Here is a 26,857-nt window from a genome sequence, read left to right on the forward strand (position 1 = left end):
CGGACTCATGTTGATGATGCGTGCCCCGCACATGCATTGCATGCAGCTATTGCAGGCTTTTCGGGATGATCAACGACCTTGAGCAGCTGTGGCAGATACCCGCGCAGTGAGTTGTCAAAGCGACCGCGTCTGGAAACGAACGGCATAAACGGAAAACGGGGCGCAATGCGCCCCGCAGAACCGTCTATAAAGACTGATGCAAACGCCTCAGGCGCGTTCCGCGTATTCCATAGTCTCGGTATTCACAATGATGTCTTCGTCCTGTCCGACAAAGGGCGGCACCATCACCTTGACCCCGTTGTCGAGGATTGCGGGCTTGAACGAGTTCGCCGCAGTCTGGCCTTTCACAACCGGCTCCGTCTCGACGATCTTGCAGGTGACTTTCTGCGGTACGGTCGCGTTCAGCGCTTCTTCTTCGTAGAATTCGACCACGATGGTCATGCCGTCCTGCAAGAACGGGCGCCGGTCGCCGAGAAGTTCGGCAGGCAGTTCGATCTGTTCGTAGGTGTCGGCATCCATGAACACCAGCATCCCGTCATTCTCGTACAGGAATTGCTGGTCCTTCTGCTCCAGCCGGACCCGTTCAACCTTGTCGGCGCTGCGGAAGCGTTCGTTCAATTTCGATCCGTTGCGCAGGTTACGCAGTTCGACCTGGGCAAAGGCCCCACCCTTGCCGGGCTTGACATGATCCACCTTTACCGCGGCCCATAGACCATCGTTGTGCTCAAGCACGTTTCCGGGGCGGATCTCGTTTCCGTTGATTTTTGGCATGTGGCAAAACCTTGACGAAAGGTTGATGAAAAGTTGTTGGTCCCTATATCTCGCGTAGTGGGTCCCGGCAAGACAACGAAATACTGTGCTGCGTCAGCAGCTAGGCATGCATTTCATGCAGGGCAGCCATGCAAAAACAGGGTATCCGAATCGGAGCAGTTCGTCCATAACGGGCGCCACGCCGGAAAGACAAGAGCAAGAATAAAGGAAGGACGACGAATGAAAGATTTCGTTGACGGCACTGCCTTTAACAATGAGCAAGGCAACCGTGCACGCAAACTATTCGCAGCCGTTGTGTTGGCTGCACTCGACGATGCAATCGCCGACGATAAGAAATATGGCAACGGGCCAGAGCAGATCGCCCGCTGGGCACGCTCGCGCGACGGGCGCGAAGTGCTGAGCTGTGCGGGTATCGACCCGAACGAACGGGTTGTGGAAGGCCTGATGGAATTCGTGGGCAAAGGCGTCCGCACATCTGTCGCCCTGAGCCGCGAAGAATCAGAGCGCCGCAATGCGGCACAACAGGCCGAAGCGGCCTGATCGCAGCCATCGCTGCTATAAAGAGAGCGCGCCCTGCGGGGCGCGTTTTCTTTTGCTCATCCGTTTGAAAAGAAGAACAGCCACTGGCGTACAACCCAAAGCTCGGCGAGCAACAGGAGTACGACACAAGCAATGCCCCACGCTGGCAGCCCCCGACGCCAAAGGATCACGGCAGAAAATGTGGCAAGCGCGGCTTCGATCGGCGCAATCCATGCGGCACCGTGGCCACGGTCCCAGTAGCTGATGGGGCTTTCGAACACCCACCAACTGAATGGCCAGAAATGCGGTCGACCATCGTCGTGGTGCAGTGGGAAGTCCAGGAGCACATGCAGCAAGGCCGCACCGGTCAAAGCGACAGCCCACGGCGTCCGATGCCAGCAGGCCAAACCGAACAATACCCCCCAAACGACAAACGAATTGTCGATGGCAAACACGGTTTGCCACGTGTTCGAGAAGTAGAGATCGTTAAAGACAATCGTTGGCGGAATCCCCAGCACGAACAAGGATACACCTGCCATAACATAGAGCGACAGGTCCGGCAGGATTGCCCCAACAAAGGCAGCGACAAGGATTTTTTGGTGCGTGCGTCCACCAAATACAGCAGCGCCAACAAGTAAATGAGCTGGCGTATTCACGACCGCTCAGGACAGCGAAATAGGCTGAACGCTGGCAACTCTATTCCAGGTCTTGCGCGGCAAGTGCCCTGTGAATCTCACGCCGAACCAGTTTGCGCACATTGCGTGTGATGCGTTCGCCCAATGCGCCCTGCAGCTCTTCGCGCACAATGTCACTCACCAAGTCACGAAGTGCCTCTTCATCCAGCACATCTTCGTCACTGGAGAATATCTGCGCGCCCTCATCACGCGCATTATCCACCTGTGGTTCGACATGCGGCGACGGTTCCGGAGGGCTCACCTCATCGTCTGCATCTTCCCAAGCAAGAGCGGGTGGCTCCGTTCCCGCATTCTCTCCATCCCCAGCCATGTCCGGCTCGAATTCGTCAGTCTGTCCGGCAATCAGCGTCTCGAGCGCTGCAATCTTTGCGCTGAGTGTCGTCGCCTCATCGTTCAATGTCGGCTCGGCCTCTGCTGTCGCAAGTGCATCCTCGTCATCGACATCGTCAAATGCATCCTGAATGGACATGAGCGTGTCCTGATCCAGATTGACCGCATCAAGTGCTATGGGATGTTCTTCGGGCGCAGAGGTGTCTTCGTGCTTGTCCTCAACGTCATCAAGAGTGGTTTCATCGCCATCATCACTGCCCTCGTCAGGGGCCTCATGCGTCAGTTCGAACGCAGGCGTTTCGTCCTCAGGCAGATCATCCTGTTGGGCTTCCGGAACCTCTTGGTCAGCGATATCGGTGACATCATCGGCCGCGGCCTCGTCCACACTGTCGCGTTCCTCTTCGACATCGTCGGTCACGCGCAGCGCAGGCGTCAGGACCAGCCTGTCGGATGACGCTGCCGCTTCGCTCTCCGGCGCTTGCCGGTTGTCATCGGACACCAGACGACGAATAGACGCCAAGACGTCCTCCACCTCGGTGTTGGTCATTGGATCAGACATGTCAAAGTACCACTCTCAACCTCGGCCTCAGCTTACCCCGCGGGTGAGAGTCGCACAATACTATGCTGAAAACCTTAATCGTCTACTTGAAGTGCCCGAAGTACCCGGTCCAGTTGTCTGCCCTGCCTCGATCGCTTTGCAGGACCGTCTTTGACCAGGTTGTAGTAGGCCGCCGGATCATACAGCTGCACCGGTAGCTGCAGACGTTGCGCTGTCAACAGCCCCATCGATTCCAGAACCGAATATGCAGCGATGTATTGATCAGCCTGCGCCGCGATGCGGTTGGTTTCCGCATCAAGCAGATCCTGTTCGGCGTCCAGAACGTCCAGCGTCGTCCGGGCCCCCAATGTTGCCTCTTCGCGCACACCTTGGAATGCGATGCGGGCCGCGCGAATTTGGCGTTCGGATGCGGCCAGGCTGGCCCGCGCCGCTTCAAGATCCGAAATGGCATTTACAACGTCCTGCTGCACGCCATGACGCACATTGTGAAGGTTCCCGCGGGACGCATCCCGTGATGCCATTGCCTGTCTCTCGAGCGCCGAAAGACTACCGCCCTGATAGATTGGACCGGTCACCTCGACCCCAATCGATCCGGTTCTGCCACTGTCCGGATTGCCGAAATCTTCTTGAACCCCCAAAGCTCCCTCTAACGACACGACCGGCAATGTATCTTTGACGGCCGCTGTGACGAGCAACTCACTCGCAGACACTTGCCGACGCGCTGTCTCCATGTCCGGGTGGTTGCGCACGGCCACAGCTTGGGCTGAAGCAACGTTTGTCTCGGTACGCGGCAGTCCAGGCAGTGGCGATAGCTGTGACGGGCGCCGCCCAACAACATTGGTGTATTCTGCCTGCGCCTGGATCAGATTGCGCTGTGCATCCGCTAGGTTGCTGCGTGCCTGTGCCACGGCAGCCTCGGCCAAGGACACATCGGTACGCGTCACTTCGCCCACTTCGAAACGGTCATTCGCAGCACGCAGTTCTTCCTGCAAAAGGCGCAGGTTGTTCTGGCTCAGGGCGACGAAATTCTGCTGTCGTCCAACGTTGATGAAGGCGGTCGCCGCGCGCAAAAGCAGCGCCTGTTCGACATTCAACAAGGATGCGCGGGTGGCAAGTACTGTCTCTTTTGTCGCCTCGACCCGCGCCCGGTCGGCACCGCCGTCGTACAATTGCAATGATGCACTCAATGCCAGAATGACATCTGTGGATTCCGCACTGCCCGAGATGCCGGCCTGGCTGGTCACATCCCCAAATTCCTGCGTGATGCTGCCGGTCCAATTTATGATGGGACGCAGTGCCGACAGTGCGATCGGCACATCCTCGTCCGCCGCACGCAGCAAGGCACGGTTCTGATCAAGCAACCCGCTGTGCGTGTATGCACCAACCATGGCGTCCGCAAGCGTATCGGCGGTCACCTGTGCAGAACCAAGACCCAGAACAAGTGTTCCTGTCACCGCTGTTGTACTCAGAAATCTCCGCGCCAACTTGCCTATCATCTCAACCTGCCTCTTGGTGATCCAACTGCCCGATGTTTTTCGGACTAGAGCGTAAATGCGTCTTGTTTTTCAAACCCCGGTAGAACCGGAGCCCCTGCGTTAAATGCCCGGCGCCACGACATCGCACCGTCTATCTTGTATCCGATCCGAACCTCTCCCAACGGACCGTCCATGAACAGGGCCGCAATGCGTCCACCGTCTTTCAGTTGAGAGAGTAGTTCACCCGGCACTTGGGTCACGCCCCCTTCAACAACAATTACGTCGTAGGGACCGTGTTCTGCTGCGCCAACTTCCAACGCCTCGACATGCGTGATGACGTTGTCGATACCCGCAGACATCAGCGCATCTTGCGCCTCCGTCGCCATGGCTTCGTTGTCTTCCAGCGCGACAACGGCCTGCGCCATATGGGCAATAACGGCAGCCGAGTAGCCAAGCGCGGATCCAACATCCAGCACCAGCTCGTCAGGAGCAATATCCAGCGCATCCAATATCTTAGCCAAAGTGCGCGGCTCAAGCAGAACACGCCCTTCCCCAAGGTCAAGGTTTTCACCCATATACGCGGTCTCGCGCTGCGCGACCGGAACAAAGTCCTCGCGCTGGACAGTCAGCATTGCGTCAATGATCGGAAACTTCGTCACATCAGAGGGACGGACTTGCGTGTCTACCATCATGGTGCGCCGGGTCGAGAAGTCGGGCATTACAGCTAAACTCATTCGTTCAGGTTCTTTTGCTTACATGTGCCACAGTCAGCGCGCGTGGGCAACGCAGCAGGTGGCCAATGGCGTAGAATTCCGGCGCATCGTGGCCAGACAGCCTTGCACGGCCCGTTTTAATGGTCTATCGCCGCTCACACACCATGGACGGCGAGTTGGCGGAGTGGTGACGCAGCGGATTGCAAATCCGTGTACACCGGTTCGATTCCGGTACTCGCCTCCAATATTTTCAATGACTTATACTTAAGCGCAGCTGGTCATGTTGCATTTTGGTGGCGTTTTTGGTGGCCAAAGAACCTGTCTCCTCAAATCATGCATCTGAGGCGTTTGGCTTAATTCCACAGTTGCGGTGTTTGGACACGAGCCTCACACACTGCAAACTCTGACAGAGTTTACTGAAGAACAACAACGGCCCATTCCTGCCATTCAACTAACCTTTGCCATGCTGCGCTGCGGCCCGTCGAAGGAGACATTTGCTGCGGCTGCGCCAATGACCGCTTTCTGACTACATGCATGTCCTAAGCAAAGATTCTAAGTCATCCGCAAACATGATGAGATCAATGCGGTCCTTTTCCCAGCTTGAGGAAATAGTCAAATATCTCCGGAACGTTGCAATCGCCCAGACCCTCATCTAAGGCGGCTTGGAGATGGGAGGATGTGCCCTCAGCAATCGGCGCGCGTGTGCCCAGATCCTTTATTAATTCTAAAAAGTAGGCCACGTCCTTGTTTGCATTGGCGATTGAGAAACTCAGGTCACTGACGCCGTCTACTACGTAATTCTTGCAAAATTGCATGAAGGGCGAGCTGGATGGCCCGGCCGACATAATGTCGAACAGTTGCTGGCGATCAACTCCGGCGCGGTCAGCGACTGCGAATGCCTGGCTCATGGTGCAAACGGTCGTCATACCCATGAAGTTGTTGATCAGTTTGGTAGTATGGCCAGCTCCTAAGGCTCCTAGGTAGAAGACATTCTCTCCCTGTACATCGAGCACCGGCTTGACCTTGTCATAGGTCTCCTTGTCGCCCGCGGCCATGATGTTGAGCAGCCCATCCTTGGCATGCGCAGGCGTGCGACCAAGTGGGGCGTCAATCATGCTGGCACCCTTCGCGGTCAAATCCGCACCGATCTTTTGAGTGGAGGACGGGATGGATGTGCCATAGTCGATCAGGACCGCACCCTTCTTGATGCCTGCCAAAATGCCGTTGTTGCCGTAGACAAGACTCTCGACGACCTCTGATGTGGTCACGCAGAGCATCACAATGTCGCTGAGTTCGGCAAGCTCTTTGGGAGAGCTGACCTCTTTGGCACCGCGCGAGATGGCTGCATCGAGCGCCTCCCTGTTTCGGCCCATTACGATCAGTTCGAAGCCATTGTTTTGCAGGCATTCGGCCATGTTGCCCCCCATGAGACCAAGACCAATGAATCCAATGATGGGTTTTGTCATTTCTGTTTCCTATCCGTTCTCATGAGTAAAATTCCGATACGGTGTCTATCCCAGCCTGCGCCACTTCGTGATCTTGCGCAGGTGAACCGGAACTGACGCCAATTCCTCCGACAACTTCGCCGTTGAAATGCACTGGCAGCCCGCCTGCGATTACCACCATGCGCCCAGCAAGCGTCGAAGATAGTCCATGTGCTGGCATGCCGGGTTGGTTCACTTTGCCAAGCGCATGGGTGCTTTTTCTGACACCGGCAGCCGCAAAGGCCTTGTCGATAGCCAGCTTGATACTTGTGATCTTGGCGCCATTCATCCGCTCAAACGCAATCAGGTTGCCGCTTTCGTCGGTGACGGCGATACACATCGGCACTTCGATCTCTGTCGCCTTGGCGCGCGCGCCTGCGATCAGCGCATGAGCCTCATCAATGTCCAGCCGTGTTATGGTCAGCATAGCGTCATCCTCGGTGTATCAGGGGCCTATGATCAAATTTGGCAGCGTCAGCGAAATCGCGGGCACAAACGTGATCAGCATGAGCGCTGCAAATATGGCTAGGTAGAATGGCCAGATTGTTCTGACTGCTTTTTCCATCGGCAATTTGCCCACGGCGCATCCGACAAACAGGCATGTCCCCACGGGCGGCGTGCACAGGCCCAGCCCAAGGTTGACCAAAAGGATCATGCCGAACTGAAGCGGATCGATACCAAGCATATTCATCACGGGCAAAAAGATCGGCGTGCAGATCAGGATCAGTGCAGCCATGTCCATAATCATCCCTAATAGCAACAGCACTGCATTGATCATCAACAAGATAAGGATCGGATTTTCGGTAATGCCGAGCAGGAGTTCGACCGTCTTGGTTGGCACCCGGTTAAAGGTCAACATGTAAGCAAACGCCCCCGCGCAGGCGATCAGGATCATCACCATCGACGTGGTGCGCACGGATGAAATCACGGCGGTCTTGAAGCCTTCCCAAGACAGACTGCGATACACAACCAACGTCACAACAAAGGCATACATCGCGCCAAACGCGCCGGACTCCGTCACCGTAAACACGCCCGAAAGAACACCACCGACAATGATCACCGCCGTCAGCAATCCGGGAATTGACCCAACAAAGGCAATGGCAAGTGCGGTCCAGCCCGGAAACTGTTCGGCTCGGTAGCCGCGTTTGACCGCAACCACATAGGCAGCAATGGCAAGACAGCAGCACATCAGCACACCGGGTACCACACCAGCTAGGAACAGTTTGGAGATCGACACCGCTCCACCTGTTGCGAGCGCGAAAATAATCATGTTGTGGCTGGGCGGGATGATGATCCCCGCAATGGAGGAGGTTACCGTAACATTGACCGCATAATCGGCGTCATAGCCCTTGTCTTTCATCACCGGGATCAGGATCGAGCCCAAGGCTGAGATGTCCGCAATGGCCGAACCCGAAATACCGCCAAAGAGCATTGAAGAAAACACGTTCACAATGCCCAGACCGCCACGTACCGCGCCAACGGCGGCTTGGGCAAATCGGACCAGCCGGATGGCAATCCCGCCGTGAAACATCAACTCCCCCGCAAAGATGAAGAATGGGATCGCCATGAGCGAGAAAACGTTGATGCCCGAGACAATGCGCTGAAAGCCCACAAATAGCGGCAGCCCTTCGTACCAGAAGGCGGATAGGGCCGCGATGCCAAGCGCGTAGGCCACTGGCGTGCCGATAATGACGCAAATGGCGAATACGCCCAGAAGAACCATAAGTCCCATGACTAGCCCTGATCTATGTTATCTTGGCGTTCGTCCCGTCCCAAACACAGGCGGATCAGATGGCCGGTGGAAAAGAGAAACAGCAACGCCCCGCTGATGGTCAGGGGCAACGACCGGAGCCCCTCTGACCACTGAATGAGCGGGATCAAAGTGTTCCATTTGAACTGGGTCAACTCGATCCCGTACCAAAACATCATACCGCCAAACCCTGCCATCAGGATGTCTGAGATCACGACAAAAACAGTCCGAACCGAAGACGGGACCAGGTTTCGGAACACCACCACCGACAGGTGTGTGTGATTGTGCACGCCCGCAGCCGCACCCAAAAATGCTATGACCATCACCAGCAGCAATGACACCTGTTCAACCCAAGTGGGCGTGTCATTCAGAACGTAGCGACCAAACACCAGCCACGCGAAAATCACCGTCATGGCGACAATGGCAACTCCCGCGATTAGGACGCAAATGCGAGCCAGTCGGTCGAGGACCCAATCCATGGATCTCAAGAATGCAGGTGGTTTGTTGTGCTGTGCCATAGATTCCTCTTCGAGACAAAGCGCCCGGCGTCCAAAGGTGGAGCCGGGCGCTCTTTGGGTGAGTTGTTACTCAGAGGCTTACTCGGTTGCTTTTGCCATCTCTACCAACGCCTTCATGTCTGGATTGGCTGCCAGATAGTTCGCATAGACCGCGTCCATTGCGGACTGGAACGGAGCTTTGTCAGCAATTTCATTGACCTTGATGCCAGCGGCTTCGACGTCCTTGCGGGCCTGTTCGGAACCGACGGCCCACAAGTCACGCTGGATCAATGCGGCTTCCACAGCAGCACCGCGCACGGCTTCCTGCATCTCCGCTGACAGGGCGTTGAACTTGCTTGTGTTGACGCAAATGCATTCTGGGATGATCAGGTGCTCTGACAAAGAGTAATGCGTGGTCACTTCGAAATGGCCAACGTTCTTGAACGAGGGGAAGTTATTTTCTGCACCGTCTACCACGCCGGTCTTGAGCGCCTGCTGAACTTCGGAAAACGCCATCGGGGACGGGTTGCCGCCCATCTCGGAGATCATTGCGGTATAAAGATCGTTGTTCATCACCCGAATCTTTAGGCCTTCGACATCAGCCGGGGTGTTGATTGGCTTTTGCGCATAAAAGGACCGGGCGCCCGCATCGAACCAAGCAAGAGGTAAAACACCGGCTTCGCCCATGGCCGTTGCCATGACTTCGCCAGCCTCACCTTCGAGGACGCGGAACATGTGCGGGACGCTCTTGAAGATGAAAGGCAGCGACACGAGGTTGGCTTCTTTCACCATCGGACCGATGGGGCCAAGGTTGAAATTGCCGATCTCAATGGCGCCGATGCGGACCTGCTCAAGCGCATCAGGCTGCGAACCAAGCACACCGCCATGGAACACATCGACTGTAATCTCACCCCCGGTTGCTTCACTGACCAGCTCGGAAAACTTGTCCATCGCCGCCGTGTTGGGGTGGCCGTCATTGTGGATGTTCCAAGCGCGCCACTTTTCAGCAACTGCAGGTGTCGCGACCAGCGCAACCGCCGTCGCGGCCGCGCAAAGCGTTCTAGAAATAGTCATTAGATTTCCTCCCTAATTTTTCTGACGAGATTTAGCTAAGAAGGACGCTCAGAAAACGGGGCTTGATACGCCCGACACCCCCCAGAACCGGAATCACTGTCGAGAAGATGATAAAACTGGTATCCAAGTTTTGTCAATTCTGGTATCCAAGTTAATACTGGTTCGGGTTGGCGACGATCTACTTGACTTAGAAGGAGCGCCGACTTCTATCTTTTTCCGGACCAATTTGGGCCGAACGACTGCGGTAGACGAACACTCAGATCTACGGTCGTGAAGGGATGAAATTCAGGGTAAGTTTTCGTGGAAGACACTATTAGAAGAACAACAACCGATGCTGTGTATGAAACGCTGCATGACGAGATCGTGTCTCTAAAGATCCTTCCTGGCACAAAGGTGTCCGAGACAGAAGTCGCCCGCAGGTTTGGTGTATCACGTCAACCTGTACGCAATGCTTTCACCAAGTTGGACAATGAAGAACTGTTGTTGATCCGTCCGCAAAGGGCAACCGAAGTTCGGGGCTTTTCAATGGATCGGCTTGCGCTTGCACGATTGGTCCGGTTATCCGTCGAACTTGAGATCACCCGGCACGCAGTTAGCCGGTGGGATTCCGATGCTAACGCAAAGCTAGAGGAAAACATCGCGCTACAGGAACAAGCCATCAAAGCGGGTGACCTGACGACATTCCATGCGCTTGACTACGATTTCCACCATTTGATTTGTACACTTAGCAACAACCCATTGGCGTTCGAAGTGATCCTTGATTGCAAACAAAAAGTGGACCGGCTCTGTGTGCTGAGCTTGACGAAAGACAGCGAGGCAAGATCGGTTCTCGAAGATCACCGAGATATCGCTGAGGGTCTGGCATCAGGTGATCTCGAGAAAGCGCAAAGCACCATAAGGAAGCACCTGTCGCGCCTGGACGAAACCATCAACTTTATTCACGACACCCACCCTGCGTACTTCGAGTAGGTTACATGAATAGGGCGGGGAACTTCAGGCTGTTCCACGTTCGGGGCGGTCGTTTTCGATGTTGAACTTCATACCGTCCAAAAGTTCGTCCAAGTCGGGGCGCGCCGCAGGACCATTCGATATGTCGACCAGCATCAACGTCCCGTTTGGCCGAATGCCAAATGCACCGGGTTCTGCAAACATGCCCGTGGTCTCTGCGTTCGAAAGCGGCGAGGAAACGTAAAGACCAAGTGATCGCATCTGTGCTTCCGTCATCCCGTAACAAAGATTAAAATCCCACCCGAGTTCTTCCAGATCCGCTGCTGCCTTCTCTTTCGTGTCGGCTGAGACAACAACAACATCCAAAACCTCAGTCCAGGCGGCCAATGACGCATTCAGCTTATCAAGGAAGCGCTTGCATCGCGGGCAATGCTTGCCACGATACACGAACAACATAGTCCAGCGATCCTTTGGCTGGCCGATCATGACCGACCCGGCTGAACCGAGGCTCGGAAAACTCATTTCTTCAATTTGGGCACCAGAGATGGGTTTGGCGAAGGCCATGAAGTATTCCTTTGCTAAGTTCTTTTCTTGCACCGGTAGGGTACGTCGCTTCCCAAACCTCGCATGGAAACACCAGAGTTTAAATCACCGATCTGGCAATGCGAGCCTCGGGACAGCCATCTACGCGCAGTCGAAAACTGCCCGATTTCGACTTTTGATCCTTTCCTAGTACTGCACCATGGCCGCTGCTGATCGCGCTTCTGGATCAGACCATTTACGTCGCTGGATGGTGCGAGACGAACGAAGAATACCGACACTTCAACGCCGGACGCTGTCGGGAGTTCAAAGTTCTCGATAAAAGGTATCCAGGTCGCCGGGCCGCCTTACTGAAAGGATAGGAAGCGGTCATAGCCAATCGCATACAAAGCTGACATTGGTTTATGTCGCAGCATTTGTGGGTTTGGGCTCAATGCGGCCTTGCGGCAGTGCAGCAGTACCAAACAGGCCTCATATGTCTCAAGTGTGGACGAAGTGAGCTTTCGCTGCGATTGCACTAATGTCCGCTTCCGTCAAAATGAAGGTCACGCAACTGATCGATTTGCCGTGTGCGATGAGCGACGCAGAACCAAAAATCCCGCCGCAACGACCAGGATCGTACCCGTGATCGACGCTACGGTCGGTGCGATATCAAAAAACAAGATATCCCACACCGCAACAAAGACGAGATAGCTATATTCGAATGTGGCAACGGTGGATGGCGGCGCTGCTTGATAGGCCCCCGCCAGCATCATGCCAATGACCACGGCAAATCCTGCCAGTAACAGAAGGACGAGCCAGTCATTGGGAGTAACCGTTGACCATTCACCAAAAATATACGGATAGGTCGCGACCATTTCGCCCTGCGGCTTTATACAAACCAGAAGAAGACTTACCGAAATACCCGCTAACAACATCACGGTATTCTGCGATAGCGAAAGGGCGGCAAGAGGAACACCCTGGCATCTTGTCCGTGTCGTGATGTGCGCAAGCGCGTAAAAGGCCGCGCCCATGACCGGCAACAGGGCCCAAGGTGAGAATGCGTCTGTGCCCGGCTGCAACAAAACCACGACACCCACAAAGCCAAGCGAGACACCCAGCCAACCAAGACGTCCGACGGCTTCCTTGATGACGTAGGCGGACAGTAGTGCCACGAAAATCGGCGCGATGTAGTTTGCGGCGCCGACCGTTGACAGGCTCAGGAACGGGATGGCGGCATAAAATGCCACGAAGGTCGTCGTGATAAAGAGCGCGCGCAGCAGGGTCCATCGCCCGAAGGCGGCGCGTAGAATGCCTTTGTTTGCGCCACGCGTCCAACTCGCCGCCAGCAGCAGAGGGACGGCCAGGACGCCACGGAGCGCAAAGATCTGCCAGAGCGTCAGATTGCTGGTGAACAGTTTGAAGATGACATCCTGAACTGAAATTGCGAGCGCTGCCATGACGACCAGCACGACCCCCCGGGTGATGTTTTGGGGGCGGGTTTCAACCTCAACGCTCAAGACCGGTATCTCCGTCGACACCAGCGCCAATATTATCTGTGTTCGCGGCGCCCATGGCGGCTCTACGCTTCTCATTTTTGTATGCTTGGTAAGGCCATCATTCGTAGCCGCTGTGGCATTTGTCAAAGTGTACTCACTGCAGACGTCCGAGGCCGCGCAACATCTTCAAACACCTCTGACTAGAAGCGGAAGCTCGCGGACCATAGCCGCCGTCCACCGGCAAGTCCGGATGCTGCGGGAGCAGCCCGCTTACCGGCCATTCGCTGCGATGGCAAAATCTCGCGGTCAACGAATGGGAAAGTTGCGGACATTGCTGCCATTGATTTATCAGACTTCTATGACTGCGACGCCTTTCCGAAGCAGACTGACCAAGCTGGCATCTTGGATAGGCCACAGTCCTGCGCTGCCGCCGAAAAAACCAGGGATTTCCACTAAAGATCGACCCGCTGTTCAACACCTGTCAGCATCTTGCGAAATTCAGCACGTCAGAATTTTTGCACTTAATAAACGACACTTCATGTTTTAAGTGTCGTGTTGCGTAGGATTTCGAGAATTCTGAAAGACTCCAGACTTTGGCTGATGTTCTTGGTGTCTGCGCATTGGAATGTGGCAGATACGCTTCCCCGTCTTAGGATCAGCCCGCGCCTAAGGCGCGATCCTCCTCTGTGTCTGGAACCATTCAGCACACAGAAACAAGGGCGATTCCGACCAACTGGCTGCGAGCCGGTTTGACGGGCGGACGCCGCGCAGTATCCGCCCGTCACTTTCATTCGGCTTACCTAGGCAAAAGCACTTTGTTGACCACGTGGATGACACCGTTGGACTGATCAACATCGGAGATGGTGATTTTGGCGGCGTTACCGTTTTCGTCAAAGACGAAAACGTTGTCGCCGCGTACTTGCGCCGACAGCGCATCCCCGGACAGGGTTTCGAGATGCGCAAAGCCATCGCTGCTGCTGGCAGCTTGTGCCTTCAGATCATTGGCAGATAGATCGCCCGCGATGACATGTGCCGTCAGGATCTTGGTCAGTTGACCTTTGTTCTCGGGCTCGAGAAGCGTCTCGACCGTGCCAGCAGGTAGAGCCGCAAAGGCGTCATTCACGGGCGCAAAGACGGTAAACGGGCCTTCGCTCATCAGCGCATCGACGAGACCGGCGGCTTTCACTGCGGCGACGAGTGTTGTGTGGTCAGCCGAATTCACGGCGTTTTCGATGATGTTCTTGTCGGTGAACATTGGGGCGCCGCCCACATCGGGGTTGGCAGCAAAGGACGCTGTAGCGCCCAGGACGACTGCAAAAACGGTGGCGGCGGTCTTGCGGGGAGTAAACATGGGAATTCCTTTCGTTTGGTTCGGATGTCCCGACGGGGACAGCGGATAAAACGCGGTCTGCGCCGAAAAAGTTTCGCGAAGTGTGTACGATGCCAATCTGAAGGACTGCTGAAACTATATTCACGCTTGGGTCGTAGTGCATGAGACCCAAGAGGAGATCGCCATCATGAAAACATCCGCATTGCCCCGCCCACTGGTACGTCGCCAAACGGCGATCACCCGGATCACGCATTGGGCTTGGGCTGTCTGCATGTTCTTTCTACTGTTGACCGGGTTGCAGATTTTCAACGCGCACCCCGTCCTTTATTGGGGCGATCAATCCGGGTTTGGTTTTGACAACACAGTATTCCGAGCTGGCCCCTTTCCAGGCTGGGCAACGATCCCAAGTGGCACGGATCTGGCGACGGGCCGCGTGATCCACTTCTTTTTCGCCTGGGTGTTCGTGGCGACTTTGCTGGTATGGACGCTCGGTGCGCTGGTGTCCGGGCACTTGTTGCGCGACCTGGTCATGCGCAAACGGCACTGGGCACGGCTGCCACGCGACCTGCGCGACCACATAAGGTTGCGGTTCAGACACACGGCGCGCTACGGACCATTGCAACGGTTGAGCTATGGGTTGGTGCTTTTTGTCCTGTTCCCGTTGATGGTTCTGACCGGGCTTGCGATGTCGCCCGGTGCCAACGCCGCGCTACCGTGGTTACCCGAAGTGCTGGGCGGACGGCAATCGGCGCGCACGCTGCATTTTTTCTTTGCCGCCGCACTTTCGACCTTCTTTGTCGTGCACATCGCGATGGTCTTGCTCGCCGGGCCGCTGAACGAAATGCGTGCCATCCTCACAGGGTGGTACCGCGCGGATGCGGAGGAGGTCGGTGATGCCTGATGGATTGATGACACGACGCGCATTGATGACCACGTTGGCCGCGGCCACGTTGAGTGGATGCAAAGTGCTTGATGGGCTGAGTACGCCTGACAACAGGCTGCGGCAGTTCATGGAACGCGCCAGTGACCTGACGATGGCCATGCAGCGCGGCATGCTGGATCGCGATGCCTTGGCACAGGAGTTTTCCCGTGCAGACATCCGCCAGCCACAACGCCCAAACGGCGTCACCGACCCGCAAGATGCAGATTATATGGCGATGAAAGCAACGGATTTCGCATCCTATCGTCTTGAAGTTGGCGGGCACGTCGAGCGGCCACTATCCCTGTCTTTGGATGACTTGCGACAGATGCCGACGCGACAGCAGATCACGCGGCACGACTGTGTCGAGGGGTGGAGCTGCATTGCCGAATGGGCTGGTGTGCCGCTGTCGCTTGTGCTGGGTCGGGCGGGCTTGCGTCCAACTGCCCGCTACGTGGTGTTTCACTGCTTTGACACCATCGAACGCAGCCTGTCCGGGGCTGTACGTTACTACGAGTCCATCGATCTTGTAGATGCGCGCCACCCGCAGACGATCCTTGCGTGGGGGATGAACGGGGCAGCCTTGCCCGTGCCCAATGGTGCGCCCTTGCGCGTTCGGGTCGAGCGGCAGTTGGGCTACAAAATGGCCAAATACATCCGCGCAATCGAACTGGTCGATGACTTTTCGACGCTGGGGCGCGGGCGCGGCGGGTATTGGGAAGATCGCGGCTACGAATGGTATGCCGGAATCTAAATTCGCTGACGTTAGGGAAGTTGCAACTCGTTCGGCGCGGCAACCGTATTTAACGGTACAGCCACACCTTTCAGCGATGCGCATAGCGATCAGGCCATGAAAACAGTCATCCACCGTGCATACGCCGCTTTGCGTCGCCGCAACCAAAGCGACCCGGACGTAGATGCCGCGGTTCCGCTCTTGCACCTGCTGGACCAAGCAGAGCCAGCGCCAGACATGTTTGCCCGGATCGAGACGCAGATCGATGCCGAACCAAAACACAATGTTCCAATGCGATACCGGTTTATGGTTGTCGCATTCCTCCTCGGTCTTTCAGCAGGCGCATTTGCGATGCATGTCAGTAAGGATCGCCAAAGCATCGTCGCGCGCCCGACCGCCGACGCGGCATGGGTGCCGTTAGGCTCTGTCGCGCTGCACGGATCAGGCCTGCGTGGATTTCTTCGCGCAAAGTGCCACGGGCACACGCATTTCCTTATCACTATGCACGGGCAGTCGCTAGCAGGTTCCTCCGACGAAGCGGCTAAGGAAGTCCCCCTGATGGCGAGCGAAGAAAAAATCCTGATGGAGTGCATCTTTTGATTGGCGGGCCCCGTAGTGCTAAGAAACGGGATTACGGAAAGGATCGGATGTGGGTGTGACCAAATTGGTGCCCAGGTCTCAGCAACATGGGGGCATTCGGACGAAAATGGGGACGGCGGAACAGTCCCGCTTGATTGCAGACTTGTTGATCAAGTGTGCAGCGGGTGATCGTGCTGCGTTCCGGCGTTTTTATGATGTCAGCTCGAGATACGTCTTCGGCGTCGTTCTTGGCATCCTGCGGGATCGCGAGATTGCAAGTGAGGTCGCGCAGGAGACTTACGTGCGGATCTGGAAACGTGCCGGGCATTTCCAAGCGGATTGCGGCAACCCTTTGTCGTGGATCGGATCAATTGCCCGAAACTGCGCCATCGACCGGCTACGGTCGGAACGTGCCCGCGGCTTTGTTCAGTTCTCTGACGAAGTTCCAGACATCAGCGGTGATCCTGACCCAGCGAGTACAACGCTAGATACGATGGTGATCCGCAAACTGCTTGATGAGTTACGGCCCGAATACCGACAGGCTCTGCTGCTGTGCTATTTCCAAGGGTATACCTATATCGAGCTGGCAAGCGTGATGGACGTTCCTGTGGGAACAGCCAAGAGTTGGGTGCGCCGCGGGATCGCGGCTTTGAAGGAAGCGATGATATGAAAAAGACCGACGCAACACATCCTGCCGAGGTTTTGAACGCGCTATTGGGTGGCATGGACGCAACCTTGCCCGGGACACGCCCGGATCTGGCGGATGAGGCAACCGTATTTGCGGAACATCTGTCGCCGCTTTTGGCCAAGTTGCCCGAGGCCACGCCACCAGAGGATCTATTTGACGCAATCGAGGGTGAGTTGGACGCGCTCGACAATGCCCCTTTTCAATGCGTGCGCGCCGAGGAGGGTGTATGGGAGCAGCGGACTGACAAAGTCTGGAAAAAAGTGCTCGCCAATGAAACTCAAAGCGGTCGGACAATGTACCTGTTGCGATGCCTGCCCGGCGCGTCGATCAAACCGCATGTTCACGCGCGGGCAGAACACCTGTTCATCCTGGAGGGTGAATTGTGGATCGATGGCAAGCTCTATTCGGCGGGGGATGCGCAAGTGGCTCTGCCCGGCAGCGTGCATCCAGAGATTACGATGCCCGCGGGATGTCTTGTTCTGGTCAGCGCCTAGGCGCTGATCCGCACGACCCAGATCACCCAGAATGCACCAGAGAGCCACGGCCCAAAGGCGATCCTGCGCTGCCGCGTGATGAGCGCAAAGACCAGCGCACTGATGGCAGCCACGCCAACCAACACCGGCAGGTCTTGCAGCCCCAGCCATGCACCGGCTGCGGCCAGTAACTTGGCATCGCCCAGGCCCAAACCATCCTGCCCCGTATAGTGGTAGAAGGCCGCTCCCAAACCGGCGAACGTGGCATAGCCCAAGGCAGCACCAAGCATGGCTGACGCAACTGTCACCAACGGTGAGGTAAAACTAAGCAAGAGGCCCGCCACAACCAAACCAAGGCTCGCCGCATCGGGGATCCGGTACCGGCGGATGTCGACCACGCAGATCCAGCCAAGCACGAGACACAGCAGCACCGATGCCAGCCATTCAAAGCTGATCACCTGCTCCAAACCCGTGACCATTCGGTTTCTCCCGTCGCTGATACAGAACAGTACGGACGGCTCGCCAGACTTGTTTCAGTGCCTGAAACTTTTTCGCGCCCGCCTTCGTCTTGTTGGGTGCAGCACCTGAAGTCCCACCATCGCGCACATGCGCGCCAGGGCTGAGTTCCGCTGTCGGACGGCTTCGCGCGCAAAGACACGTGTTTTTGCGACCGGGAAAGTCGTGCGCAAATTCGATCTGAGAGGACATGACATGAAGACCAAAAAGGCAGTGGCTCTGAGCACCGCGCTGGTGACCGTTCTGGCGGCCACGACCGGCCCCATCGCGGCGTCATCGCATCGCGAAGCGCCAGCCATCACCGAGCATCCCAAAGTGGACGGAACCGATTTTTATATGTTCCGCAGCTACGAGCCCGGGCGCGAGAATTATGTGACCCTGTTGGCGAACTACCAGCCGTTGCAGGTAAACTATGGTGGCCCGAGCTACTACACGATGGACGCAGATGGCATATACGAAATCCACATCGATAATGATGGTGACGCCATCGAAGATCTGACCTTTCAGTTCGACTTCGAAAACCAGCTTGCCAACAACGGCGCGGGTATCGGTCTGGACATCGGCGGTGTGAACGTCGCCATTCCGCTGAAATACGCAGGCCCCATTCTGCCAGGCGATCAGTCGCTCTTGAACGAAAGCGAAAGCTATCAGTTGACCTTGATCGAAGGCGACCGCCGCAGTGGCAACCGCAGCGCCATCACGCAGTCGGGCTCGGGCCAGACCACTTTCACCAAGCCGCTGGACCATGTCGGGCTAAAAACGCTGCCCGACTATGACGGGTACGCGAACCAGTTCATCTATGACTTTGACATGGCGGGCTGTGACATGCCCGGACGCGTATTCGTCGGGCAGCGTGCCGAAGCGTTTGCACTGAACCTTGGCGAAGTGTTCGACCTGATCAATTTTGTGCCTATCGAGGGCGACAGCGCGCCAGGTGCTGGTGATGGAGCCGGCTTCGATGGTGGCATCACGCAAAGCCGGGTGAATGACGATGTGTTCGGCAAGGTCAATGTGTCCACTCTGGCACTTGAGTTACCGATTTCGTGCATCACGGCAGGCGATGATCCGGTCATCGGGGCATGGACATCGGCAAGCCTTGCACAAGGTGAACTGGAAAACCCGTCGCCCAGCTACGAAGACACATCGCGTGTCGGCGGAGCACTGGTGCAACAATCGCGCCTGTCCACACCGCTGGTCAACGAAGTGGTGATCGGCATCACGGATAAAGACCGGTTCAACGGATCCGAGCCCATTGATGACGCCGGATTTGCCACTTACGTGACCAACCCAACCTTCCCGCGTCTGGTCGAATTGCTCTTTGGCCCCGATCTCGGCCTTGAGAACAACATTGCCCCGACGAATCTGCCGCGGACCGACCTTGTGGCGACTTTCCTGACCGGTTTGCCTGGCCTGAACCAGCCACAAAACGTCACGGCCTCCGAGATGATGCGTCTGAACACGAGCGTCCCAACGACGCCACGGGACCAGCAGCATTCCTTTGGCGTTGTTGCCGAGGACCTTGCAGGCTTTCCCAACGGGCGCCGTCCCGGTGATGACGTTATCGACGTCGTGCTGCGCGTCGCACTTGGTGCGCTGTGTCACCCTGTGCCTCTCGGCACAGAACTGGGTGTTGACGCCGCTGAGGAAGATACGGCAAGCGATCTGATCAACCTGGGCTTCTGCACACCGGATCAGGCTCCCATCGGCAACGTGGCCTTGACCGATGGCGCGCCGATTTCTGCGTCCGAGCTGCAGAACGTGTTCCCGTATCTGAACTCGCCCATTCCCGGATCACCCAACGGCACCGTATCGGTCGTAAACTGATCATCGGGCAAGGAAGGAGTACGTTATGAAACCCACACATATGCGTCTCGCCGTTGTTGTTGCCGGATTAGCGCTGGTTGCAGCCTGCGGTGGCGGAGGCTCTGTCTCAGAAGGCATGACGCGGCTCGGGAGCACATTCCAGCAGGCGTTTGCACAAGACGCAAATGATGAGCCAGTCGATGTGTTAAATGCCGATCTGGTTCTGACGCTCACGCAGGACCCGTTCGAGCTCTGATTGCTCAGCACCAAAAAAACGACAGCGCCGCCAGGGAAACTTGGCGGCGCTTTCTATTGGGTCGCGGTGCCGTGAACGGTGCCACTAGCACGGTCGCGAATGAAACGGCGCGCCAGAACGGCGCGAGCCTTGCCAACGGTGGCGACAGTCTTTGTGTCAAAGACATCCGAAGTGAACCCAGCCAGCGGCGGGAGTGGCACACCAAGGGCCGCCAGATCGCTGGTATCCAGAAACCCCCTGACATCGCGGCGTGCGACAAGGCCGCGAGCCGCAGACGGGTTGCGCAACAGGGCCGCCATTAGCGGTTCGGTCACTGCGTTCAGATTTAGGGGCCCGCGTATGGCAGTGGCCGTGACGTGCGGCTCCAGACGATCATAATCACTTCGCGCGATCCCAAAGCGCAACAGCGCGTCCGACCCTCGCAAGGGCCCGTTCCGCTCAATGATCTGAGTGATTTGGCTGGCGAGGACTTCGGGCAAATCCAGTGCGGACAGCATGGCGACGAACACGCGCTGCTCGGCAAGGGCTGCTGGTTGCAGGGCGTTGAGGTCAAACTTGCCCCGGACGTCCGCAACGGACACTTCGAACTGCCCAAACTCCAATTCAATCTGTTCCTGTGCCACCTGCGCCCACACTTCGGCCAGATGATCGGAATCCGGAGCTTCAACAAGGTCTCGGCGCAGCGCTACAGCGACGGATGTGGCACCACTACGGGCCAAGGCATGGGCCTGCGCAGAACTTCTGGTGCGTTCAAGTTTTTGCACTGCAACGTCCTGATCCCGCAGCATGACCTGCACCAGCCCGATGCCGACCGCGAGGACGGCAAGAACGTTGAGAAGGCTGACGCCGGCCTGCTTGTCCCGCGTCATTGCACTGGTTCCCGGGGCAAGAGAACCAATCGCCAAACATCCGAACCCGGCAGGGTCAGGGTTACAGTTTCGGGCGACCGGGATGTCAGTGTCGCCGGTTCATCCAGAATGCTTTGTTCAATCGCAGGCCGATCTGCAAAATCGATACGCCGCACCAAACCCGTCTCGGTGGCGCGCCAGATGATGATCTGTGCTGCCACGCGCAGTTCCAGCTCCGTCTCGAAAACGGCCGCGCGCGCCTTGTCCATATCCCGCGTCAGGAGCCGAAAGGCGCGATCCTGCGCATTGATCCGATCAAGGCGCCCAGCAACACCGGACTCGGTTCGGGTCACGCTTTCAAGAAATATGAAACCGGCCAGTCCGATCAGCGCTGAGATGGACAACGCCACCAACATCTCAATCAAGGTGACGCCCGCCTGTGCTGACCGCGCCCGCCTCATGTGACCGGCAGAACGTTTCCGCCGTCAATCCGCAGGATCGCGAGATCGCGTTCGCAGGTCTTGTTCCGGTTGAAACGGGTATCTCCGAGGAGCCCCTCGAACACCGTGCGACGGCTGAGGCTTTGGGCACCATCCATACTGTGCGCCATCCCTACGGCATCAACGGCGAGCGCGGCGATCACACCCAACTCTTCATCCAGCTGCGCGCGAAAAAAGGATGATAGCCGATCAAATCGCACCGGGTCGGGACCAGTGAAACAGGCTTTGTCGAGGCGATCCAGATCTGATTGCCCAAGGCCGGACCATTGCAGCGACCCTATAGTGGTCACGCCGGTCTGCACCGCAGCTTCAGCTTGCCGCAATGCGCCCGCGCCGGTGCTTGGGACATAGATGATGTCCGGCATCGTGCCACCGCCTGATTGCCTGAGTGCCTCGGCCATTTGTGCGGGCTTTGTAGCCCCAGCAATCGCGGGCAATGGCGTGACCTTAGCGTTGCGCGCCTGGGAATGCACCGCGTTGGATGCCTGCTGCCCCAGCATGCCACCAGTCTCGAGCACGGCGATCCGGCGCGCGCCGGTGTCCGTTGCAAACCCGAGGACCGTGTTAACCGATTGCGCTGGTGAGACACCAAACACCCACGCGCCGGATGCGGCAAGGGTTGCGTCGTTGGACAGGGATAGAACCGGCACGGATCCCGCCGCCTGTAGAACGGCCGGCGTTTGTTCGCGAAACAATGGGCCGACAATGATATTGGCTCCATCGACCACCGCACTGCGCGCGGCATCTGCCGCTGACTGGGGCGTATCGCCCCCATCCAGCACACGGGTCTTGCCCGGTGTACCACCAAAATCCTCGACCAGCCAAACCGCCTTCGCCATCTGTTGGCCAAGGTCAGCGCGCTTGCCGGACAAAGGCAACAGCAACGCCACCTGCGCGCCCGAACCAGACGGGCGTTGGCCGCGCCTTGACCCTGGTTCGGTTGCACAAGCACCGATCAAGGGCGTTGCGGCCAACATGGCGACGCATTTACGACGGTTCAGGTGTGATGCATGTAGCATGGTCACATCCTCCTGTTCTTTGGCGGCGAAAGCAGTCATCCGACAAGCGCGTTCAGATTCACGATGGGAAGCAGGATGGCGAGCACCAGCAGCATAACGACGCCCCCCATGCCCAGCAGAACCATCGGCTCAACAAGGCCCACGAATGTTTTGATGCGCGCTTGCAAGTTCTGTGACTGATCTTCGGAAAAGCGGCCCAGCATGGCAGGCAATGCGCCACCGGCTTCGCCGCTTGCAATCATCGTGATCATCATTGGCGGAAACCCATCCTTCCGCGACAGCGCAACCGACAGGGCCAACCCATCCCGCACATCGCGTGAGACCTCGACCAGTATGTCGCGCGCAACCAGATTGCCGACCGTCTGGGTCGCTGATGACAAAGCGTCGGCCAATGGCACACCGCTTTGCGTAAGCGTCGCGAGTGTTCCCGAAAACTGCACTATCGTCATCTGTCGTGCCAAGCCGCTACGCCAGAGCAGGCTGTGCGCCGCTCTTTGCACAGAGGGCTGACGCGCCAATGCTCCGGCACCAAGGGCCATTGCACCAATCCCGATGATCAGAACGAACGCATTTGCGGTCAGAAAGTCACTCAGGCCGATCATGAGTTTCGTGAGTGGTGGCAGATCGGCCCCGCGCGCCGCGAAAACTCTAACGATGTCGGGCAGTAAAAAAACTAGAAGGCCAACGACAACGGCTATCGACACCAGGATCAGGATGACCGGATAGATCAGTGCCAGTGCAACCGTCTGTCGATTGCGCAATCGCCCTTCCGCATGATCCGACAGATGGGACAGCACAGCCCCTTGTCTGCCAGCGCGTTCGCCCGCCTGGATCGACGTCAGATAGAACCTGTCGAAGCCGGCGTCGACATCGCGCAAGGCTGTGCTCAGACTGGAGCCATCGAGAATGGCCTGCCTTAGCGCGCGGCATGTGGCGCTCAGCCTAGGAGTGGATTGCTGTGCAACAGTGTGAAGCGCCGCTTCGACCTGTACGCCGCTGCCCAGCAAGGTGGCCATTTGGCGAGTGAATACCGCGAGGTCTGTGGGCGGCAAAGGTCTCGAACCATTCGAAAATGTCGATAAGAGCTGATCCAGAGACCAAGCAGCAACCGGCACCACTGAAAGCGGCAACAGTCCCTGATCGCGAAGGGCTGAACGGGCAGCCTTGGGACCTGATGCGTCGATCTGGCCCACGCTTGCCTTCCCGCCCCCGTCGACTGCGCGATAGCGAAACCGGGTCATGAGGTTTCTTCCTGCGCGTTGTCAAAGACCACGCGTGCCACTTCCTGCGGTGTGGTCAGACCGTCCCGTATCTTTTGCGCTCCATCGGCCAGCAAACCGGGCAGTTTGCGGTTCAGAAACTGTCCAATCTCGGTTTCGGATGCACCTTCGGCGATGGCCCTCTCCAGCTCTGGTGTGACTTCAATCAGGTCGTAGAGAGCAACGCGGCCATGGAAGCCGATGTGATTACACTCCGCGCAGCCCAGTCCGACCAATGACGTTTCGCCCGCTGACATCGCGTGGGACAAGAGCAACTCCTCGGCCTTGGTAACCTGATGCACAGCTGCGCAGTTCGGACAGGTGCGGCGCACCAAACGTTGTGCAATCAACCCTCGCAACATCGGCGCCAACAAAAATCTTTCCACGCCGAGATCAATCAGCCGCGCTACGGACCCGATGGCAGAATTGGTGTGCAGCGTGGACATCACCAGGTGCCCGGTCATGGCGCTTTCGACGGCAACGCGGGCTGTTTCGCCATCCCGTATCTCGCCCACCATGATCACGTTCGGATCCTGACGCAGCAAAGCCCGAAGGCCGCGGGCAAAAGTGAGGTCGGTCGCTGTATTCACCTGCATCTGCGCAATTCCGGGCAGCGCGTATTCAATTGGATCTTCGATGGTCATGATGTTACGCTCCTGGTCGTTCAGCGCATCAAGCCCGGCGTATAGCGTCGTGGTCTTGCCCGACCCCGTGGGACCAGTGACAAGGATCAAACCGTCCGGGCGATCAAGCAGGCGCTCGAATATGCTCTGCATGTGCTCGTTCATGCCAAGGCCGGTGACGCCGGTGCGCGTTTGCCCTCGGTCCAGCAGTCGCATGACCACGCGCTCGCCGTGCTGTGTCGGGATCGTGGATATCCGGGCGTCCAGATGAAACTCCGCCACGCGCAGGGACACACGGCCATCTTGCGGCAATCGCTTTTCCGCAATGTCCAGACGCCCCATCACCTTGATCCGACTGACCAGTTGCGGGGCAAGGGCGCGACCCGACGTGAGGGCCTCGCGCAGAACACCGTCGACCCGAAAACGCACCACCAAACGGGTCTCTTCCACCTCAATATGCACGTCAGAGGCGCGGGCGCGGATTGCCTCCAAGAGGATCGCATTGATCAGCCGGACAACAGGTGCATCCTCGCGCTGATCCAGAAGGTCGTCGACAGCGGCAGCGCTGTCGGCGAGCGTGGCCAAGTCGATCCCCTCCTGATCCGAAGCTTCTTCTGCCGCGCCAGCGGCGGCACTTGCGCTGTCGCGATACGTGTCCTCCATGACGTCGGCAAGAAAGGCAGGCGAAACGGCCTGATAGGTCAGGCTGCGCCCCGCGACCCGCTGCGCCTCGGCCAAAGCCGCAAGCGGCGTGCTCGGGGCAAAGTGGCAATGCTCGTCAGTAAGCACGACATCATGCGCGCGCGCGAAGGCATAAGGCAGACGAGTCATGGCGCGTCCTGCATAACGATGCGCGCCGACACGACCCCAGGCTCCGTCCGGCGTCCAATTTCTGCGGAAAATATCTGAACACCCGATGTGGTTGTTAGTGTTTCAAGCCAACCAATCAGTGCGGTAAAGGGAACCGAGTCCAGCGTTATCGACAAACCTGTGCCTTGCGGATCGAGACGGCGAATGTCGATAGACGCCGCACGCGCAGACGCCGTGACGCGTTGGCGTAAGGGTTGGGACATGTCTGTTTGCTGTGGATTAAATGTGCTGGGCAACTGGTCCAACACAGACCACAGAATGTCGACCTTGCGCAGTTGCGCAAAACTGTCGCTGCGGGACGACAAAGCAGGTGCAACGACCGCGCTCCACAGGGACGCGCTTGCGATGACACATGCAGCGAACACAGCAAGCATGATCTCACGTGATGACAATTTGCGCATTACCGCGCCTCCGAAACGATCAGTTGCATTTCAGCGCCGGACGCACCCGTTGACGCGGCACCGCTAGTGAGAGTCATCCCGTTTCTGCGCAGCGTGTCCTCTGCCTGTTGGAGGGCCGCCAGATCAGGCGCACGAACAAGTATGGTCAATGCATCAACGCTGGCGTCAAAGCGCAGATCGCGAAAGTCGATGCTGTCCAGGCCGGTAAGCGCAGAACCCGTACGCGCCAGTAGCCGAAGAAACAGGTCGGTCGGGTCGGCGGGGTTCGCCCTGCGCTCAAGTTCGGCCACTAGCTGTGATGTGGGCTGGCTCAAATCGAGGGGCGCACCACGGTCCCGTGCGACCGCGACAAAGGCTGCGTTTCGCTCGGCCACCGTGCGCTCCAATGCACGTGCATCGCCGAAAAGCACGGCTGCATGAGCCAGACCTGCGAAGACACTCAAACCGACGGAAAAAGCGAAACGGCTGCGCCACAGATCGCGGGACGCCCTTTCGAAGCGGCGCAGATCCAGTTCGAACACAGATGAGGCGACAGGCTGTGGTGCGGTGACGCGTTCATACACATCTACGCCCGGAGGCACGGCTCCGAAACAGACCTTTAGAGGTGGACGATCAAATCCGCGCCACAGTTCGGCAAAGACATCAGTGTCAACGACGCTCCCCCCGCCATCAGACGTCCGCAGATAGACGGCGTGCCCTCCAAACCAGACGGACCAGTCGCCACTGGTGTCGGGCAGTGGCACACCGCAAAGATCGGGTACAACGGCGCCGGTACCGACCGTTGGCCCCACATGTCGACCCAGGTCCTCAATGCTGATCGCCGCACACAGGCGAAGTGTTTCGCTCAATGTCGGACCCACCGCAAAATGCGTCTCGTCAATCGTCGACGCCAAAAGCGGCTCCATCGCAAAGGGGGCTGCGGCGCGGCGTTTTCGGTCCGAACTCAGGGGCAGATCGATGGGGCATAAAAGGACGGCGGCACCCGGGATCACATGTGGGGAAGGAAGATCCGAGGCCGCCGCTGCGCGTATCAAACGCGCCTGGAGGTCGGGATCAGCCGCCCGGACCGCATCACGCGACGGGAGGGGGGACAACGCCGTCGAGCCTACATCCGGGCGATCAATATCGCCAATGCTAACATATTGATTTAGCATAATTTTTTGCCTTTACGACGCAAATTATCGCGCCTATGTAACCGACAATACGA

30 protein-coding genes and 1 tRNA gene are annotated in these 26,857 nt (G+C 57.6%); 10 read left to right on the plus strand and 21 right to left on the minus strand.

Features of this window, described 5'->3' with window-relative positions:
* Positions 1-207: 207 nt before the first annotated feature.
* Positions 208-771, minus strand: a complete 564-nt coding sequence (efp, locus tag AC53L6_RS12250) for an elongation factor P (protein ID WP_189369669.1) — start codon at positions 769-771, stop codon at positions 208-210.
* 219 nt (positions 772-990) lie between these two features.
* Between efp and AC53L6_RS12255 the strand changes: the two genes are divergently transcribed.
* Positions 991-1,311, plus strand: coding sequence for a DUF6280 family protein (locus AC53L6_RS12255; protein ID WP_039684470.1), 321 nt, complete (start codon positions 991-993; stop codon positions 1,309-1,311).
* Between the two features lie 56 nt (positions 1,312-1,367).
* Here AC53L6_RS12255 and AC53L6_RS12260 read toward each other — a convergent pair whose 3' ends face one another.
* From AC53L6_RS12260 to AC53L6_RS12275, 4 genes are all read right to left on the minus strand, one after another.
* A complete protein-coding gene (locus AC53L6_RS12260; RefSeq protein WP_496908033.1) occupies positions 1,368-1,946 on the minus strand; it encodes a cobalamin biosynthesis protein CobQ in 579 nt (192 codons plus the stop codon).
* Between the two features lie 40 nt (positions 1,947-1,986).
* The gene (locus tag AC53L6_RS12265; protein WP_496908034.1) at positions 1,987-2,862 is read right to left on the minus strand and encodes a hypothetical protein; all 876 of its coding nucleotides are present in this window, start codon (positions 2,860-2,862) and stop codon (positions 1,987-1,989) included.
* A gap of 86 nt (positions 2,863-2,948) precedes the next feature.
* On the minus strand, positions 2,949-4,328 hold the full coding sequence (locus AC53L6_RS12270) for a TolC family outer membrane protein (protein WP_496908035.1): 1,380 nt from the start codon (positions 4,326-4,328) through the stop codon (positions 2,949-2,951).
* 86 nt (positions 4,329-4,414) lie between these two features.
* Positions 4,415-5,068, minus strand: a complete 654-nt coding sequence (locus tag AC53L6_RS12275; protein WP_299210574.1) for a protein-L-isoaspartate O-methyltransferase family protein — start codon at positions 5,066-5,068, stop codon at positions 4,415-4,417.
* A 164-nt stretch (positions 5,069-5,232) separates the two neighbouring features.
* On the opposite strand from AC53L6_RS12275, the gene AC53L6_RS12280 reads away from it, so the two are divergent.
* Positions 5,233-5,306, plus strand: a tRNA-Cys gene (locus AC53L6_RS12280).
* 334 nt (positions 5,307-5,640) lie between these two features.
* On the opposite strand, the gene AC53L6_RS12285 is transcribed toward AC53L6_RS12280, so the two are convergent.
* The 5 genes from AC53L6_RS12285 to AC53L6_RS12305 form a co-directional block, all read right to left on the minus strand.
* On the minus strand, positions 5,641-6,528 hold the full coding sequence (locus AC53L6_RS12285; protein WP_496908036.1) for an NAD(P)-dependent oxidoreductase: 888 nt from the start codon (positions 6,526-6,528) through the stop codon (positions 5,641-5,643).
* Between the two features lie 19 nt (positions 6,529-6,547).
* Complete coding sequence (locus AC53L6_RS12290; RefSeq protein ID WP_496908037.1) at positions 6,548-6,973, minus strand: GlcG/HbpS family heme-binding protein; 426 nt, start codon at positions 6,971-6,973, stop codon at positions 6,548-6,550.
* Positions 6,974-6,991: 18 nt separating this feature from the next.
* Positions 6,992-8,278, minus strand: coding sequence for a TRAP transporter large permease (locus AC53L6_RS12295; protein ID WP_299698850.1), 1,287 nt, complete (start codon positions 8,276-8,278; stop codon positions 6,992-6,994).
* 2 nt (positions 8,279-8,280) lie between these two features.
* Positions 8,281-8,775, minus strand: coding sequence for a TRAP transporter small permease (locus AC53L6_RS12300; protein ID WP_496908038.1), 495 nt, complete (start codon positions 8,773-8,775; stop codon positions 8,281-8,283).
* A gap of 117 nt (positions 8,776-8,892) precedes the next feature.
* Positions 8,893-9,867, minus strand: coding sequence for a TRAP transporter substrate-binding protein (locus AC53L6_RS12305; RefSeq protein WP_496908039.1), 975 nt, complete (start codon positions 9,865-9,867; stop codon positions 8,893-8,895).
* Between the two features lie 300 nt (positions 9,868-10,167).
* Here AC53L6_RS12305 and AC53L6_RS12310 point away from each other — a divergent pair, with 300 nt between their 5' ends.
* Entirely contained in the window at positions 10,168-10,836 is a 669-nt protein-coding gene (locus tag AC53L6_RS12310; RefSeq protein ID WP_496908040.1) for a GntR family transcriptional regulator, read from the plus strand.
* 24 nt (positions 10,837-10,860) lie between these two features.
* Here the strand turns inward: AC53L6_RS12310 and AC53L6_RS12315 are convergent, their stop codons facing one another.
* The 3 genes from AC53L6_RS12315 to AC53L6_RS12325 all read right to left on the minus strand — a co-directional run bounded on the left by AC53L6_RS12315 (position 10,861) and on the right by AC53L6_RS12325 (position 14,184).
* Entirely contained in the window at positions 10,861-11,379 is a 519-nt protein-coding gene (locus tag AC53L6_RS12315) for a redoxin domain-containing protein (protein ID WP_496908041.1), read from the minus strand.
* A gap of 521 nt (positions 11,380-11,900) precedes the next feature.
* Entirely contained in the window at positions 11,901-12,854 is a 954-nt protein-coding gene (locus AC53L6_RS12320) for a DMT family transporter (RefSeq protein ID WP_496908042.1), read from the minus strand.
* A gap of 775 nt (positions 12,855-13,629) precedes the next feature.
* Entirely contained in the window at positions 13,630-14,184 is a 555-nt protein-coding gene (locus tag AC53L6_RS12325) for a fasciclin domain-containing protein (protein ID WP_496908043.1), read from the minus strand.
* 166 nt (positions 14,185-14,350) lie between these two features.
* Between AC53L6_RS12325 and AC53L6_RS12330 the strand changes: the two genes are divergently transcribed.
* The 5 genes from AC53L6_RS12330 (at position 14,351) to AC53L6_RS12350 (ending at position 17,576) form a co-directional block, all read left to right on the plus strand.
* Positions 14,351-15,064 carry a cytochrome b/b6 domain-containing protein gene (locus AC53L6_RS12330; RefSeq protein WP_496908044.1) on the plus strand — a complete coding sequence of 238 codons (714 nt, stop codon included), beginning with the start codon at positions 14,351-14,353 and terminating at the stop codon, positions 15,062-15,064.
* Entirely contained in the window at positions 15,057-15,836 is a 780-nt protein-coding gene (locus AC53L6_RS12335; RefSeq protein WP_496908045.1) for a molybdopterin-binding protein, read from the plus strand. The genes AC53L6_RS12330 and AC53L6_RS12335 overlap by 8 nt, the downstream gene beginning before the upstream one ends.
* 96 nt (positions 15,837-15,932) lie before the next feature.
* Entirely contained in the window at positions 15,933-16,415 is a 483-nt protein-coding gene (locus AC53L6_RS12340) for a hypothetical protein (RefSeq protein WP_496908046.1), read from the plus strand.
* Positions 16,416-16,560: 145 nt separating this feature from the next.
* A complete protein-coding gene (locus AC53L6_RS12345) occupies positions 16,561-17,064 on the plus strand; it encodes an RNA polymerase sigma factor (RefSeq protein ID WP_496908047.1) in 504 nt (167 codons plus the stop codon).
* On the plus strand, positions 17,061-17,576 hold the full coding sequence (locus tag AC53L6_RS12350; RefSeq protein WP_496908048.1) for a cupin domain-containing protein: 516 nt from the start codon (positions 17,061-17,063) through the stop codon (positions 17,574-17,576). Before AC53L6_RS12345 ends, AC53L6_RS12350 begins: the two co-directional genes overlap by 4 nt.
* Here AC53L6_RS12350 and AC53L6_RS12355 read toward each other — a convergent pair.
* Positions 17,573-18,034 carry a prepilin peptidase gene (locus AC53L6_RS12355; protein ID WP_496908049.1) on the minus strand — a complete coding sequence of 154 codons (462 nt, stop codon included), beginning with the start codon at positions 18,032-18,034 and terminating at the stop codon, positions 17,573-17,575. The two genes, AC53L6_RS12350 and AC53L6_RS12355, sit on opposite strands and share 4 nt — an antisense overlap.
* Positions 18,035-18,266: 232 nt before the next feature.
* On the opposite strand from AC53L6_RS12355, the gene AC53L6_RS12360 reads away from it, so the two are divergent.
* Complete coding sequence (locus AC53L6_RS12360; RefSeq protein ID WP_496908050.1) at positions 18,267-19,895, plus strand: DUF4331 domain-containing protein; 1,629 nt, start codon at positions 18,267-18,269, stop codon at positions 19,893-19,895.
* A gap of 25 nt (positions 19,896-19,920) precedes the next feature.
* The gene (locus tag AC53L6_RS12365) at positions 19,921-20,130 is read left to right on the plus strand and encodes a hypothetical protein (RefSeq protein ID WP_496908051.1); all 210 of its coding nucleotides are present in this window, start codon (positions 19,921-19,923) and stop codon (positions 20,128-20,130) included.
* A gap of 53 nt (positions 20,131-20,183) precedes the next feature.
* Here AC53L6_RS12365 and AC53L6_RS12370 read toward each other — a convergent pair whose 3' ends face one another.
* The 7 genes from AC53L6_RS12370 to gspL are packed head-to-tail and all read right to left on the minus strand — an operon-like array spanning position 20,184 to position 26,804.
* Entirely contained in the window at positions 20,184-20,999 is an 816-nt protein-coding gene (locus AC53L6_RS12370) for a type II secretion system minor pseudopilin (protein ID WP_496908052.1), read from the minus strand.
* Complete coding sequence (locus AC53L6_RS12375) at positions 20,996-21,439, minus strand: PulJ/GspJ family protein (RefSeq protein WP_496908053.1); 444 nt, start codon at positions 21,437-21,439, stop codon at positions 20,996-20,998. Before AC53L6_RS12375 ends, AC53L6_RS12370 begins: the two co-directional genes overlap by 4 nt.
* Positions 21,436-22,536, minus strand: coding sequence for a penicillin-binding protein activator (locus AC53L6_RS12380; protein ID WP_496908054.1), 1,101 nt, complete (start codon positions 22,534-22,536; stop codon positions 21,436-21,438). Before AC53L6_RS12380 ends, AC53L6_RS12375 begins: the two co-directional genes overlap by 4 nt.
* Entirely contained in the window at positions 22,533-23,738 is a 1,206-nt protein-coding gene (locus tag AC53L6_RS12385; RefSeq protein ID WP_496908055.1) for a type II secretion system F family protein, read from the minus strand. Before AC53L6_RS12385 ends, AC53L6_RS12380 begins: the two co-directional genes overlap by 4 nt.
* Positions 23,735-25,210, minus strand: a complete 1,476-nt coding sequence (locus tag AC53L6_RS12390; RefSeq protein WP_496908056.1) for a GspE/PulE family protein — start codon at positions 25,208-25,210, stop codon at positions 23,735-23,737. The genes AC53L6_RS12385 and AC53L6_RS12390 overlap by 4 nt, the downstream gene beginning before the upstream one ends.
* Positions 25,207-25,650, minus strand: a complete 444-nt coding sequence (locus AC53L6_RS12395; RefSeq protein WP_496908057.1) for a type II secretion system protein M — start codon at positions 25,648-25,650, stop codon at positions 25,207-25,209. The genes AC53L6_RS12390 and AC53L6_RS12395 overlap by 4 nt, the downstream gene beginning before the upstream one ends.
* Positions 25,650-26,804: a type II secretion system protein GspL gene (gspL, locus tag AC53L6_RS12400; RefSeq protein WP_496908058.1), complete on the minus strand. Its 1,155-nt coding sequence runs from the start codon at positions 26,802-26,804 to the stop codon at positions 25,650-25,652. Before gspL ends, AC53L6_RS12395 begins: the two co-directional genes overlap by 1 nt.
* Positions 26,805-26,857: the final 53 nt, after the last annotated feature.

Source organism: Tateyamaria sp. LSS28 (assembly GCF_059611725.1).

Bases quoted from the DNA above. Each gene is read 5' to 3' on its own strand.
- efp (WP_189369669.1), bottom strand. From the start codon at position 771: ATGCCAAAAATCAACGGAAACGAGATCCGCCCCGGAAACGTGCTTGAG.
- AC53L6_RS12255 (WP_039684470.1), top strand. From the start codon at position 991: ATGAAAGATTTCGTTGACGGCACTGCCTTTAACAATGAGCAAGGCAAC.
- AC53L6_RS12265 (WP_496908034.1), bottom strand. From the start codon at position 2,862: ATGACCAACACCGAGGTGGAGGACGTCTTGGCGTCTATTCGTCGTCTG.
- AC53L6_RS12275 (WP_299210574.1), bottom strand. From the start codon at position 5,068: ATGCCCGACTTCTCGACCCGGCGCACCATGATGGTAGACACGCAAGTC.
- AC53L6_RS12285 (WP_496908036.1), bottom strand. From the start codon at position 6,528: ATGACAAAACCCATCATTGGATTCATTGGTCTTGGTCTCATGGGGGGC.
- AC53L6_RS12290 (WP_496908037.1), bottom strand. From the start codon at position 6,973: ATGCTGACCATAACACGGCTGGACATTGATGAGGCTCATGCGCTGATC.
- AC53L6_RS12295 (WP_299698850.1), bottom strand. From the start codon at position 8,278: ATGGGACTTATGGTTCTTCTGGGCGTATTCGCCATTTGCGTCATTATC.
- AC53L6_RS12300 (WP_496908038.1), bottom strand. From the start codon at position 8,775: ATGGATTGGGTCCTCGACCGACTGGCTCGCATTTGCGTCCTAATCGCG.
- AC53L6_RS12305 (WP_496908039.1), bottom strand. From the start codon at position 9,867: ATGACTATTTCTAGAACGCTTTGCGCGGCCGCGACGGCGGTTGCGCTG.
- AC53L6_RS12315 (WP_496908041.1), bottom strand. From the start codon at position 11,379: ATGGCCTTCGCCAAACCCATCTCTGGTGCCCAAATTGAAGAAATGAGT.
- AC53L6_RS12325 (WP_496908043.1), bottom strand. From the start codon at position 14,184: ATGTTTACTCCCCGCAAGACCGCCGCCACCGTTTTTGCAGTCGTCCTG.
- AC53L6_RS12330 (WP_496908044.1), top strand. From the start codon at position 14,351: ATGAAAACATCCGCATTGCCCCGCCCACTGGTACGTCGCCAAACGGCG.
- AC53L6_RS12335 (WP_496908045.1), top strand. From the start codon at position 15,057: ATGCCTGATGGATTGATGACACGACGCGCATTGATGACCACGTTGGCC.
- AC53L6_RS12340 (WP_496908046.1), top strand. From the start codon at position 15,933: ATGAAAACAGTCATCCACCGTGCATACGCCGCTTTGCGTCGCCGCAAC.
- AC53L6_RS12350 (WP_496908048.1), top strand. From the start codon at position 17,061: ATGAAAAAGACCGACGCAACACATCCTGCCGAGGTTTTGAACGCGCTA.
- AC53L6_RS12355 (WP_496908049.1), bottom strand. From the start codon at position 18,034: ATGGTCACGGGTTTGGAGCAGGTGATCAGCTTTGAATGGCTGGCATCG.
- AC53L6_RS12360 (WP_496908050.1), top strand. From the start codon at position 18,267: ATGAAGACCAAAAAGGCAGTGGCTCTGAGCACCGCGCTGGTGACCGTT.
- AC53L6_RS12365 (WP_496908051.1), top strand. From the start codon at position 19,921: ATGAAACCCACACATATGCGTCTCGCCGTTGTTGTTGCCGGATTAGCG.
- AC53L6_RS12370 (WP_496908052.1), bottom strand. From the start codon at position 20,999: ATGACGCGGGACAAGCAGGCCGGCGTCAGCCTTCTCAACGTTCTTGCC.
- AC53L6_RS12375 (WP_496908053.1), bottom strand. From the start codon at position 21,439: ATGAGGCGGGCGCGGTCAGCACAGGCGGGCGTCACCTTGATTGAGATG.
- AC53L6_RS12380 (WP_496908054.1), bottom strand. From the start codon at position 22,536: ATGACTGCTTTCGCCGCCAAAGAACAGGAGGATGTGACCATGCTACAT.
- AC53L6_RS12385 (WP_496908055.1), bottom strand. From the start codon at position 23,738: ATGACCCGGTTTCGCTATCGCGCAGTCGACGGGGGCGGGAAGGCAAGC.
- AC53L6_RS12390 (WP_496908056.1), bottom strand. From the start codon at position 25,210: ATGACTCGTCTGCCTTATGCCTTCGCGCGCGCGCATGATGTCGTGCTT.
- AC53L6_RS12395 (WP_496908057.1), bottom strand. From the start codon at position 25,650: ATGCGCAAATTGTCATCACGTGAGATCATGCTTGCTGTGTTCGCTGCA.
- gspL (WP_496908058.1), bottom strand. From the start codon at position 26,804: ATGCTAAATCAATATGTTAGCATTGGCGATATTGATCGCCCGGATGTA.